The sequence below is a fragment of the Xanthomonas sp. SHU 199 genome (assembly GCF_000364665.1).
Lineage (GTDB): Bacteria > Pseudomonadota > Gammaproteobacteria > Xanthomonadales > Xanthomonadaceae > Xanthomonas_A > Xanthomonas_A sontii.
The window spans coordinates 1-11,145 of sequence record NZ_AQOI01000388.1 but is presented as its reverse complement, the minus strand read 5'-3'; the positions used below and the strand labels follow the sequence as shown (position 1 = coordinate 11,145).

Here is an 11,145-nt window from a genome sequence, read left to right as displayed (position 1 = left end):
CAGCCGCCGCACCACCCTGCCGCAGGAGCGGCTGCAGCCGCGACGAAGCATTCCCATGAATGTCGGCGCGGCTGAAGACGCTCCTGCAAACGCGGGCAGCCAAGCCCTGTCCCTGCCACACACCTTGCAGCGCGCAGCGGCGCAAGCAGGTTCGCGGCAAGCGGCGACGCACATGCGCCCGCAAGCCCCCCTCACCCCGAATTGATGTGCTCCTTGCAGTACAGCCGCCGATACGCACTGGGGGTCATGCCCAGGCGCTGGCGGAACACGCGGCGGAAGTAGCCGCTGTCGCTGAAGCCGGCACGCTGCGCCACGTCGTCCACCGCGCAGGTGTTGACCAGCAGCAGCTTCTCGGCGAAGGCGATGCGCTGGCGATGGATCGCCTCGGTCAGCGTGGTGCCGAAGCTGCGCCGGTAGATGCGGCCCAGATAATCCGGATTGCAGTGCAGTTGCGCGGCCAGCGACGAGGCGGTGAGCGCGGTGTGGAACTGGGTGCCGATCAGTTGCTTGGCACGGTACGCCAGCGCCACCCCGGCGCGTTCGGAATCGTGCGGATCCGGCCAGGCGCCGGCCACGCATTGCAGCATCGACAGCACGATCGGTTCCAGCATCGGCAGCGTGCGCCGTTCCTCCTGCTCGGCCAGGAACCAGCGGAACAGGCCGACGAAGCGATCCGGATCGCGGATCGCAGTGCGCTGCGGCATCGACAGCGCCACCGCGTTGTCCGCCTGCGCCGCGCCCGGTTCCAGTTCGAAATGCACCCAATAGAACCGCAGGTCGTCCGGGAACTGGCCCAGGCCGGCGTGCGCGCGGCCGGGCCACAGCAACAGCGTCTCGCCGGCGCCGACGTGGAAGTCGTTGTCCTGTTCGCGAATCGAGAGGATGCCGCGCTCGACGAAGATCAGCTCGTAGGACTGGATCACCCGCGCCGGATGCGCACCCACGCCGCGGGAAATGAACAGGCCTCCGTTCTGGACCCGGATCGGATAGGCGACGGCGAACTCGAGCATGTCGGAAACGTCTCCCCTTGCCTGCGCGACGCTGCACTGCAGCATTCGAATGAACGATGCCGCGCAAGGACGCCGCGGCCGCCGTGGTCGGAATCGTACCGGTTTTATACCGCACAGACTCTTGTCGCGGGTGCGCCGCCATGCCACTTTGCGCTGGCGCCGGACCGCGCGCGCCAGGAGCCGTTACGTTGACCGCGACCGCCATCGGCCACGCCACCGCAGACGCCGCACCGGCCGCGACCACGCCGCGTCTGTCGCGCCTGGAGAAGTTCGGCTACGGCCTCGGCGATGCCGGCGGCACGGTGGTCACCTGCCTGATCGCCAACTTCCTCACCTTCTTCTACACCGACGTGTTCGGCCTGACCCCGGCGCTGGTCGGCACCCTGTTCACCGTGCTGCGCGTGGCCGACGCGGTGTCCGATCCGGTGATGGGCCTGATCGCCGACCGTACCCGCAGCCGCTGGGGCCGGTTCCGCGCCTGGCAACTGTGGGTCGCCGTGCCGATCGGCATCGCCTGCGTGCTGACCTTCAGCGCGCCGCAGTTGAGCGCCGGCGCCAAGATCGCCTACGCCTTCGCCAGCTACTTCCTGCTGTCGCTGTGCTACACCGCGATCAACGTGCCCTACTGCGCGCTGATCAACAGCATGACCGGCGACCACCGCGACGTGGTCTCGGCGCAATCCTGGCGCTTCGTGCTGTGCGGCATCGCCGGCTTCCTGGTGTCGGTCGGGCTGCCGTGGCTGGTGCGGGAACTGGGCAACGGCGACGCCGCGCGCGGCTACCAGCTCGGCGTGGGCGTGCTGGCGGTGCTGGCGGTGGCGATGTTCCTGTGCTGCTTCTTCGCCGTGCGCGAACGCGTGCCGGTCAGCCTGCTCGGCGGCGCCGGCATCGGCGCACATCTGCGCGGCCTGCTGCAGAACGACCAGTTGCGGCTGGTGCTGCTGATGTCGTTCCTGCTGATCAACGTCTACAACATCCGCGGCGGCGCCTATCTGTACTTCATCACCTACGTGCTCGGCGGCAGCAGCGGCTACGCCTCGCTGTTCTTCGCGATGGTGGCGCTGGCCACGGTACTCGGCGCGATCGTGGTCAACGCGCTGTGCCGCCGCTTCGATCCGCTGGCGCTGTACCTGCACACCAACCTGGCGCTGGCCGCGTTCGGCGTGGCGCAGTGGTGGCTGCCGACCGGACCGGCGCAGCAGACGCTGTGGCTGGGGGTGATCTTCGTGCACTGCCTGGTGCTGGGCTTCGCGCTGCCGCTGCACTTCTCGCTGATGGCCTTCGCCGACGACTACGGCGCCTGGAAGAACCGGGTGCGTTCCTCGGGCATCAACTTCGCCTTCAACCTGTTCTGCATCAAGCTGGCCTGGGCCTCGAGCGCGGTGGTGATCAGCGCGCTGTTCGTCTACGCCGGCTACCGCGCCGGCGCCGCGCAGCAGAGTCCCGCCTCGCTGCAGGCCATCACCCTGCTGGAAACCCTGGTCCCCGCCGGCCTGCACCTGCTGCTGGCCGCGGTGATCCTGCGCTGCCGGCTGCGCCGGCCGCTGCTGGCGAATATCGCCGCCGATCTGGCCGCACGCCCGGTGCACTGACCTTCCCCACTCTCCAGGATCTCCGCTCCATGCCGCATTCGCCCGTGCCGTCTCCCGAACTGCCGCTCGCCCACCTGCGCATCGCCGATCCGTTCTGGCAGCGCTACCAGCGCCTGGTGCAGGAGGTGGTGCTGCCCTACCAGTGGGACGCGCTCAACGACAACGTCGCCGATGCCGAACCCAGCCATGCCATCGAGAACTTCCGCATCGCGGCCGGCCGCAGCGACGGCGCGTTCTACGGCATGGTGTTCCAGGACAGCGACGTGGCCAAATGGCTGGAAGCGGTGGCCTACCTGCTCGCACAGCATCCCGATCCGGCGCTGGAGCGCGATGCCGACGCCACCATCGAGCTGATCGGGGCTGCGCAGCAGGCCGACGGCTACCTCAACACCTACTTCACGGTGAAGGCGCCGCAGGAACGCTGGACCAACCTGGCCGAGTGCCACGAGCTGTACTGCGCCGGGCACATGATCGAGGCCGGCGTGGCCTACTTCCAGGCCACCGGCAAACGCACCCTGCTCGACATCGTGTGCCGGCTCGCCGACCACATCGACGCCACCTTCGGCCCCGGCCCCACGCAGTTGCACGGCTACCCCGGGCATCCGGAGATCGAACTGGCGCTGATGCGCCTGTACGAGGCCACGGGCGAGGCGCGCTACCTGGCACTGGCGCGCTACTTCGTCGAACAACGCGGCACCACGCCGCACTACTACGACGAGGAGTACGCCAGGCGCGGTCAGACCTTCTTCTGGGGCGGGCACGGCCCGGCCTGGATGATCCAGGACAAGGCCTACAGCCAGGCGCATCTGCCGGTGGCGCTGCAGGACACCGCCGTCGGCCATGCCGTGCGCTTCGTGTACCTGTACGCCGGCGTGGCGCACCTGGCCCGGCACAGCGGCGACGCCACCCTGCGCGCGGCCTGCGAGCGCCTGTGGGACAACGCCACCCAGCGGCAGATGTACCTGACCGGCGCGATCGGTGCGCAGAGCTACGGCGAAGCCTTCAGCGTCGACTACGACCTGCCCAACGACACCGCCTACAACGAGAGCTGCGCCTCGATCGGGCTGATGATGTTCGCCAACCGCATGCTGCAGCTGGCGCCGGATGGCCGCTACGCCGACGTGATGGAGCGGGCGCTGTACAACACCGTGCTGGGCGGCATGGCCCTGGACGGGCGCCACTTCTTCTACGTCAACCCGCTGGAAGTGCACCCGCCCACGGTGCACGGCAACCACACCTTCGACCACGTCAAGCCGGTGCGCCAGCGCTGGTTCGGCTGCGCCTGCTGCCCGCCCAACATCGCCCGCGTGCTGACCTCGCTCGGCCACTACCTGTACACCCGCCGCGACGACACGCTGTACGTGAACCTCTACGTCGGCAGCGATGCGCGGTTCGAGGTCGGCGGGCAGACCCTGACCCTGCGCCAGCGCGGCGAATATCCGTGGCAGGACACGATCGCCTTCGAGGTGGAGTGCAGCGCACCGGTGGAGGCGGCACTGGCGCTGCGCCTGCCGGACTGGTGCCAGGCGCCGCAGCTGCGGCTCAACGGCGAGCCGGTGGCGATCGATGCGCACCGCGAGCACGGCTACTGCGTGCTGCGCCGGCGCTGGCAGTCCGGCGACACCTTGCAGCTGCGCCTGCCGATGCCGCCGATGCGGGTCAGCGGGCACCCGCGCGTGCGCCACCTGGCCGGCAAGGTCGCGGTGCAACGCGGGCCGCTGGTGTACTGCCTGGAGCAGGCCGACAACGGCGCCGACCTGCATCAGCTGCGCCTGCCGGCCAACGCCACGCTGCAGGCCATACCCGGCACCGGCGCGCTCGCCGGCCAGGTGCTGCTGCAAGCCACCGGCGAACGCCTGCATGGCGACGTCGACGCCGCGGCCGCACCGCTGTACCGCTACGATGCGCCGCCGCCGACGCGGCAGCCGCAGCCCCTGACCTTCGTGCCCTACTTCGCCTGGGCCAATCGCGGCGAGGGCGAAATGCGGGTGTGGGTGGACGCCAGCGACGGCTGAAGGCAACGCTGCGGAACGTCTGCTGCAGGAGCGGGATCAGCCGCGACCGGCGTTACCGGAAACGCCGGTCGCGGCTGATCCCGCAGAAGGGGACAAGCGCCGTTCCTGCCGGACAAGCTGCATTCGGATGAATCCTTGCGGAAACAGGTCACCGCAGCGATGCCTGCCCTGCGGCGCCTCATTGGCCGCATCGCACGCGCCGCACGGCCAGCGCACGCTCTAAGCTAGGGCCATGGATGCCCTGGCCCTCGCCACCCCGCCGTTCGCCCGGCTCGCTCTCGGCGCGCATCGCATCGCCGTGCCGGACGCCTGGCTGCTGCCGTTCGAGGTCGATGCCTTCGACAGCGACGATTTCCAGCGCCACCGCGTGCAGCAGCCGCCGTCGATCGCGCGCAGCGTGCGCAAGCGCCAGGCCGAGTACCTGGCCGGACGGCGCGCGGCGCTCGCCGCGCTACAGGCGGCCGGCAGCACGGCCACCGACCTTCCAATCGGCCCCGACCGCGCGCCACTCTGGCCGGATGGTTTCCTCGGCAGCCTCTCGCATACCGACGGCGTGGCGGTCGCTATCGCCATGCCGACGTCCGCCGGAGCCAACGGCATCGGCCTGGATATCGAACGTGTGGTGGCCGCGGACCAGCTCGAGGCGATCCGCAGCGTGGCCCTGGACGCCAGCGACTGTGACGCATTGGCTGCGCTCGCCCGCGTCCGCGGCTGGCCGTATGCGTTGACCCTTGGCTTCTCGGCGAAAGAGAGTTTCTACAAGGCCACCGCGGCGACCGTCGGCCGCTTCTTCGATTTCGACGCCTTGCGCATCGAAGGCTGCGAGCCGGCCAGCGGCAGCGTGGAGACGCGGATCGCCACGCCGCTGGCGCCGGCCTTGCCGGCCGGACAAGCGCACCGTCTGCGCTGGGTGGACGTGCAGCCCGGGCTGCTGCTCACCAGTTGCGTCTGGTAAGGACAGTCCGGGGTTACGCCGTTGCCGCGCAGCTGCGGCAACGCGCGCGGCATGCAACACGCGGCGCGGCGTCGACACCGCACTTCCGCTTGGCAGGCCGCCAGAACGCGGCGCCTGCCGAGGCGTCACACACTCACAACGCGGCCAGGATCTGCTCGCGCCGGCGCGTGTACTCCGCCGCATCGATCAGCCCCTGCGCCTTCAGCTGCTCCAGCGCGCGTAGGCGCTGCTCGACCGAGTCGACGGGAGGCAACGGCGGCGCCGCCGCGGCCGGCCGGCGCCGCTGGGCGCGGATCGCCAGCCACACCACCATGCCGACCAGCAGCGGCAAGGCGAGCAAGACCAGCAGGATGAGCCAATGCCAGATACTGAATCCACCCATCGCGTTCTCCTGCCGGCCGCGTGCCGATCCTGGTGCTTACTTCGCCTTGCCCTGATTGGCCACCGCTTCGGCGGCCTTCTTGGCCGCTTCCGGGTCGCCCAGGTAGCGGTAGGACTGCACCTGCAGGCTGTCGTCCAGTTCGAACAGCAGCGGGATGCCGGTGGGAATGTTGAGTTCGAGAATTTCTTCGCGCGAGACTTCGTTCAAGTACTTGTACAGCGCGCGCAGCGAGTTGCCATGGGCGGTGACCAGCACGGTCTGCCCGGCCTTGAGCTGCGGCGCGATGGCGTCGTGCCAGTACGGCAGCACGCGCTCGAGCGTGGTCGCCAGCGATTCGGTGGCCGGCAGCGCGTTGCGGTCCAGGGTGGCATAGCGGCGGTCGTGCAGCGGATGGCCCGGATCCTCGGCGTCCATCGGCGGCGGCGGGATGTCGTAGGAGCGGCGCCAGATCTTGACCTGGTCCTCGCCGTGCTTGGCCGCGGTCTCGGCCTTGTCCAGGCCCTGCAGGCCGCCGTAGTGGCGCTCGTTGAGACGCCAGCTCTTGTGCACCGGCAGCCAGTCCTGGTCGAGTTCCTTCAGCGCGCCCTGCAAAGTGTGGATGGCGCGCTTGAGCACCGAGGTATGGGCGACGTCGAACTGCAGCCCCTCCTCGCGCATCAGCCGGCCGGCGGCCACGGCTTCCTGGCGGCCCTGCTCGGTCAGGTCGACATCGACCCAGCCGGTGAAGCGGTTATCCAGGTTCCACTGGCTCTGGCCATGGCGCAACAGTACGAGTTTGCGGGTCACTGCGACGGTCTCCGTTGGGGGATGCGTGGGTCGTGCGGCCCTGGATTGTAGCTGGTGGCGGGGATTCGGGATTTGGGATTCGCAAGGGCCTGGTCTCCAGCAAGTGAAGCGGCCAAGCGCCACCTGATCGCCAGAGCCGCGCGGGAAGCGCCTTCAACGAATCCCCAATCCCGAATCCCCAATCCCGCCCCTCCACACCCCAGCCACGAAGACGGCGCGATCATCGGCGCATGGACACTTCTTCGCACTCCGTATTCGGCGACTGGGACGGCAGCATCGTGCAGGCGCGCGCGCTGCAGGCGACGCTGGCGCGCCAGGTCAGCCTGCAGGACGAGGTGCCCGACCCGCCGCGCTGGCTGGCCGGCTTCGACGTCGGCTTCGAGGACGACGGCCAGGTCACCCGCGCCGCCGCGGTACTGCTCGACGCGCAGACCCTGCAGCCGCACCAGGCCGAGATCGCGCGCGTGCCCACCTCGATGGCCTACGTGCCCGGCCTGCTCAGCTTCCGCGAACTGCCGGCCTTGCTGGCTGCGCTTGGTCTGCTGCGGCAGCGCCCGGACCTGGTGTTCGTCGACGGCCAGGGCATCGCCCATCCGCGCCGGCTCGGCATCGCCGCGCACTTCGGCGTGGTCACCGGGCTGCCCAGCATCGGCGTGGCTAAGACCTTGCTGGCCGGCCGCTTCGAGGAGCCCGGCGCGCAGGCCGGCGACCACAGTCCCATCGTGCATCGCGGCGAGGTGGTCGGCTGGGCGCTGCGCAGCAAGCTGCGCTGCAATCCGCTGATCGTCTCGCCCGGCCATCGTGTGGCGGTGGACAGCGCGCTGCAGTGGACCCAACGCTACCTGCGCGGCTATCGTCTGCCGGAACCGACCCGGCTGGCCGATCGGCTGGCCTCGCGCCGCGGCGAGGTGGCGATCGCCCAGCCGGGCTTGCTGTAGCCTCGGCATCGGTGGCGCGACTGCGAAAGCGCACTCGCCGCATCCGCACTGTCGTGTCGCGTCCGAAACGGACGCGTTGGATTGAAACCACATGGCGTTGTCCCCACCGGCGTCGTCGATCGGTCGCCCCCGCCCGGGGGCGTGGATCCACGCAGTCGCCTATCGCCTGCGTGGTGTCGCGATGCACATGTGCGAACGCGCATCACCTGCGCAAGAGAGGCGCACACCAGGCGCCGCGGCACGCGGAACATTGCGTCTTGCGCCGCCGGCGTCCGTGCCACGCGTCCGCATGCGAAGCTTGCGCTCCGTTCCTGCCACCACGAGCGCCGGCATGCCCACCCTGATCGCCCCCCGCGTCCACGATATCGGCGGCTTCGAAGTGCGCCGCGCCGTCCCCAGCGTGCAGGCGCGCAGCGTCGGCCCCTTCGTCTTCATCGACCACATGGGCCCGGCGGTGTTCGAGCCGGGCCACGGCGTGGACGTGCGCCCGCATCCGCACATCGGCCTGGCCACGGTCACCTTCCTGTGGTCCGGCGAGATCGGCCACCGCGATTCGCTCGGCTCCGACCAAGTGATCCGCGCCGGCGACGTCAACTGGATGACCGCCGGCCGCGGCATCTCCCACTCCGAACGGACACCGACCACGCTGCGCGAGCATGCGCATCCGCTGCACGGCATGCAGACCTGGGTGGCGCTGCCGAAATCGGCGGAAGAGACCGCACCGGCGTTCTACCACCATGCCGCCGCCAGCCTGCCGCAGCAGCGCCGCGACGGCGCGTGGCTGCGGGTGATCGCCGGCCGCGCCTACGGCGAGGAATCGCCGGTCACGGTGTTCGCCGACACCCTCAACGTGGCCCTGGACCTGGAAGCGGACGCCGAAATCGACCTGGACGCGCGGCACGTCGAGCGCTCCCTGTACATCCTGGAAGGCGAGGCGCAACTGGACGGCGTGGACATTCCGGCGCGGCACCTGGTCCTGCCCGAGCCCGGCGCGCGCGGGCGGCTGCGCGCCAAGACCCCGCTGAAGGCCATGCTGATGGGCGGGGAACCGCTGGATGGCCCGCGCCACCTCTGGTGGAACTTCGTGTCCAGTTCGGTGGAGCGCATCGAGCAGGCCAAGCAGGACTGGCGCGAGGGTCGCTTCGGGACGATCCCCGGCGACGACCAGGAATTCATTCCGTTGCCCGAACCCGGCCGCTGAGCCGGCGGCAGGCCTGCATCGGGCCACCGCCCCCCACACGCGAAACGCCACCGCCCTCGTCCCCCCGCGATCCGCGCCCGCAACCGCCTGATCGGCGCAGCCGGGCGGGTGCCGGCATGCCGTACCACGCGTACGGATGTTCCGGAATCCACATCCCAATTGTCAGCGCGGCCATGCTGGGCTATGGTGCAGACGCGGTCGCGCACGCGTGACCGCACACGGGACACGCACTGCGTCGGGGGATGCACTGCCGGGATCCCGCACAGGATGGGCGCTCCCGCAGACGACGCCGCAGGCGTGCGTATGGATCGAACGCGTCGCATCGCGGCGTATGGGGAACATCGCGAATGAAGACACTCTTGCGCAAGGCGCTGCTGACCGCTGCGGCTGCGTTGCCCGCCGCTGCCGCCACCGCGCAGCAGGCACAGAACTGCCCACCGCTGCCGCCGCAGAGCAAACTGCAATGGAGCGAACGCAGCGACAAGGGCTTCATCGTCTGCCGCGCCAGCGACGCCGACGGACGTCAGGTGCTGGGCATGATGCTCACCGCGCGCGACCCGAACATTCCGCTGCAGCGCACGCTGCGCGAGGAAAAGGGCGCCATCGCCGGCGAAGCGGTGTATTGGTACCGGCCGGATGTGGGCGGTGTCGAGTTGCCGAACCAGGCCACACGCCGCATCACGGTTGCGGAACTGAAGAAGGACCAGTACGCACAGGTGTGGATCGATGCCGCCGACGCCCAGGAACTGCAGACACTGCAATCGCTGGTGCAGGGGCTGGACATGCGCCAGTCGAGCCTGGCGCTGGAGCGCTGAGGCGGCGCACTGCGCCATGCACTGCGGTCTCCCGTAGCAGCGGCTTCAGCCGCGACGGCGTTATCGGGAATGCCTGTCGCGGCTGAAGCCGCTGCTACGAGGAAACAAACCCTCGCACCACATGCGGCGCGAAACGCGCGCTCAGAAGCGCCCTTCCTGGAAATCCACGAAGGCCTGCATCAGTTCCTGGCGCGTGTTCATCACGAACGGTCCATGCCGCGCCACCGGCTCGCGCAACGGCCGTCCGGCGACCAGGATCAGCCGTGCGCCCTGCGTGCCGGCCTGCACCTGCAGCAGGTCGCCGCCGCCGAGCACCGCCAGCGTCTGCGCCGGCAGCATGCGCGCCGCCTCGCCTTCGCCCAGCGCCGCTTCGCCCTCGAACATGTAGGCGAAGGCGTTGTGCCCGGCCGGCAGTTCGAACGCCCAGCGCGTGCCGGCGTCCAGCGCGATGTCCAGATACAGCGGGTCGGTGGCCGGCTGCGCGATCGGGCCGTGCACCTCGCCGACCTGGCCGGCGATCACCTTGACCGTCACCCCCGGCGCCGGCTGCGCCACCGGGATGCGCTCGGGCGCGAATTCCTGGTAGCGCGGCGCGGTCATCTTGTCGCGCGCCGGCAGGTTCACCCACAACTGGAAGCCGCGCATGCGCCCGTGTTCCTGCTCCGGCATCTCCGAATGCACCAGGCCGCGGCCGGCGGTCATCCATTGCACGCTGCCCGGGGTCAGCAGACCCTCGTTGCCGTGGTTGTCCTTGTGCCGCATGCGCCCGTCGAGCATGTAGGTGACGGTCTCGAAGCCACGGTGCGGATGGCTGGGGAAGCCCCCGACGTAGTCCTCGGCCCGGTCGGTGCCGAACTCGTCGAGCAGCAGGAACGGATCCAGTTCGGGCAACGCACCGCCGCCGATGACGCGGGTCAGCTTGACCCCATCGCCGTCGGCGGTGGCGTGGCCGCGAATGGCACGCAGGATGCGCGCGGGGGCGACGGTGGTGGAAGCGGTCATGGCGGACGATCTCCTGATGAGCTCCCTACTGTGGGTGCCGCCGCCACCGCGGCCAACCGCGACCGGCGCAACCCATCGTTCCATCGTCTGCGGCGACTTGTTCGCTTCTCCCTCCGGGAAAAGGTGCCCCGCAGGGGCGGATGAGGGTGCGGGCGTAGTCTCGTGCGCAGGCTGGCTTCGCGAGGGCTGCGCCCCCGTACCCTCACCCCAACCCCTCTCCCGACGGGAGAGGGGCGCGCCTTTCCCTTCTCCCACCGGGAGAAGGTGCCCCGTAGGGGCGGATGAGGGTGCGGGCGTAGTCTCGTGCACAGGCTGGCTTCGCGAGGGCTTCGCCCCGGACCCTCACCCCAACCCCTCTCCCGGCGGGAGAGGGCGCGCGCCTTTCCCTTCTCCCCCCGGGAGAAGGTGCCCCATAGGGGCGGATGAGGGTACGGGCGCAGCCTCGTGCG

At 69.9% G+C, this 11,145-nt stretch carries 11 protein-coding genes; 7 read left to right on the top strand and 4 right to left on the bottom strand.

The genetic code is table 11. The annotated features are described in order from the left end of the window. Positions 1–205 (top strand): hypothetical protein (locus D183_RS28020; protein WP_232757272.1); only part of this gene is annotated, 205 nt, incomplete at its 5' end. Here D183_RS28020 and D183_RS0113025 read toward each other — a convergent pair. Continuing rightward, the gene (locus tag D183_RS0113025) at positions 192–1,010 is read right to left on the bottom strand and encodes a helix-turn-helix transcriptional regulator (RefSeq protein WP_017909386.1); all 819 of its coding nucleotides are present in this window, start codon (positions 1,008–1,010) and stop codon (positions 192–194) included. The two genes, D183_RS28020 and D183_RS0113025, sit on opposite strands and share 14 nt — an antisense overlap. Positions 1,011–1,198: 188 nt before the next feature. Between D183_RS0113025 and D183_RS0113020 the strand changes: the two genes are divergently transcribed. The 3 genes from D183_RS0113020 to D183_RS0113010 all read left to right on the top strand — a co-directional run bounded on the left by D183_RS0113020 (position 1,199) and on the right by D183_RS0113010 (position 5,572). After that, entirely contained in the window at positions 1,199–2,602 is a 1,404-nt protein-coding gene (locus D183_RS0113020; protein ID WP_017909385.1) for an MFS transporter, read from the top strand. A gap of 29 nt (positions 2,603–2,631) precedes the next feature. Beyond that, on the top strand, positions 2,632–4,617 hold the full coding sequence (locus D183_RS0113015) for a glycoside hydrolase family 127 protein (RefSeq protein WP_017909384.1): 1,986 nt from the start codon (positions 2,632–2,634) through the stop codon (positions 4,615–4,617). Between the two features lie 232 nt (positions 4,618–4,849). Next, positions 4,850–5,572 (top strand): 4'-phosphopantetheinyl transferase family protein, encoded by a 723-nt coding sequence (locus D183_RS0113010; protein WP_017909383.1) that lies wholly within the window; start codon positions 4,850–4,852, stop codon positions 5,570–5,572. A 133-nt stretch (positions 5,573–5,705) separates the two neighbouring features. On the opposite strand, the gene D183_RS0113005 is transcribed toward D183_RS0113010, so the two are convergent. Together D183_RS0113005 and gpmA are read right to left on the bottom strand one after the other, a co-directional pair. Next, the gene (locus D183_RS0113005; protein WP_017909382.1) at positions 5,706–5,954 is read right to left on the bottom strand and encodes an SHOCT domain-containing protein; all 249 of its coding nucleotides are present in this window, start codon (positions 5,952–5,954) and stop codon (positions 5,706–5,708) included. A 36-nt stretch (positions 5,955–5,990) separates the two neighbouring features. Beyond that, a complete protein-coding gene (gpmA, locus tag D183_RS0113000; RefSeq protein ID WP_017909381.1) occupies positions 5,991–6,740 on the bottom strand; it encodes a 2,3-diphosphoglycerate-dependent phosphoglycerate mutase in 750 nt (249 codons plus the stop codon). Positions 6,741–6,970: 230 nt separating this feature from the next. On the opposite strand from gpmA, the gene nfi reads away from it, so the two are divergent. The 3 genes from nfi (at position 6,971) to D183_RS0112985 (ending at position 9,694) form a co-directional block, all read left to right on the top strand. Then, on the top strand, positions 6,971–7,678 hold the full coding sequence (nfi, locus tag D183_RS0112995; protein ID WP_017909380.1) for a deoxyribonuclease V: 708 nt from the start codon (positions 6,971–6,973) through the stop codon (positions 7,676–7,678). Between the two features lie 331 nt (positions 7,679–8,009). Further along, positions 8,010–8,879: a pirin family protein gene (locus D183_RS0112990; protein WP_017909379.1), complete on the top strand. Its 870-nt coding sequence runs from the start codon at positions 8,010–8,012 to the stop codon at positions 8,877–8,879. A gap of 347 nt (positions 8,880–9,226) precedes the next feature. Continuing rightward, positions 9,227–9,694, top strand: coding sequence for a hypothetical protein (locus D183_RS0112985; protein WP_010342081.1), 468 nt, complete (start codon positions 9,227–9,229; stop codon positions 9,692–9,694). Positions 9,695–9,835: 141 nt separating this feature from the next. Here D183_RS0112985 and D183_RS0112980 read toward each other — a convergent pair whose 3' ends face one another. Next, complete coding sequence (locus D183_RS0112980; protein WP_017909378.1) at positions 9,836–10,696, bottom strand: pirin family protein; 861 nt, start codon at positions 10,694–10,696, stop codon at positions 9,836–9,838. Positions 10,697–11,145: the final 449 nt, after the last annotated feature.

What these genes read in the sequence shown, in the direction of transcription:
- D183_RS0113005 (WP_017909382.1), bottom strand. Translation starts at nt 5,954, where the DNA reads ATGGGTGGATTCAGTATCTGGCATTGGCTCATCCTGCTGGTCTTGCTC.
- D183_RS0112985 (WP_010342081.1), top strand. Translation starts at nt 9,227, where the DNA reads ATGAAGACACTCTTGCGCAAGGCGCTGCTGACCGCTGCGGCTGCGTTG.
- D183_RS0112990 (WP_017909379.1), top strand. Translation starts at nt 8,010, where the DNA reads ATGCCCACCCTGATCGCCCCCCGCGTCCACGATATCGGCGGCTTCGAA.
- D183_RS0113015 (WP_017909384.1), top strand. Translation starts at nt 2,632, where the DNA reads ATGCCGCATTCGCCCGTGCCGTCTCCCGAACTGCCGCTCGCCCACCTG.
- D183_RS0113010 (WP_017909383.1), top strand. Translation starts at nt 4,850, where the DNA reads ATGGATGCCCTGGCCCTCGCCACCCCGCCGTTCGCCCGGCTCGCTCTC.
- nfi (WP_017909380.1), top strand. Translation starts at nt 6,971, where the DNA reads ATGGACACTTCTTCGCACTCCGTATTCGGCGACTGGGACGGCAGCATC.
- D183_RS0112980 (WP_017909378.1), bottom strand. Translation starts at nt 10,696, where the DNA reads ATGACCGCTTCCACCACCGTCGCCCCCGCGCGCATCCTGCGTGCCATT.
- D183_RS0113025 (WP_017909386.1), bottom strand. Translation starts at nt 1,010, where the DNA reads ATGCTCGAGTTCGCCGTCGCCTATCCGATCCGGGTCCAGAACGGAGGC.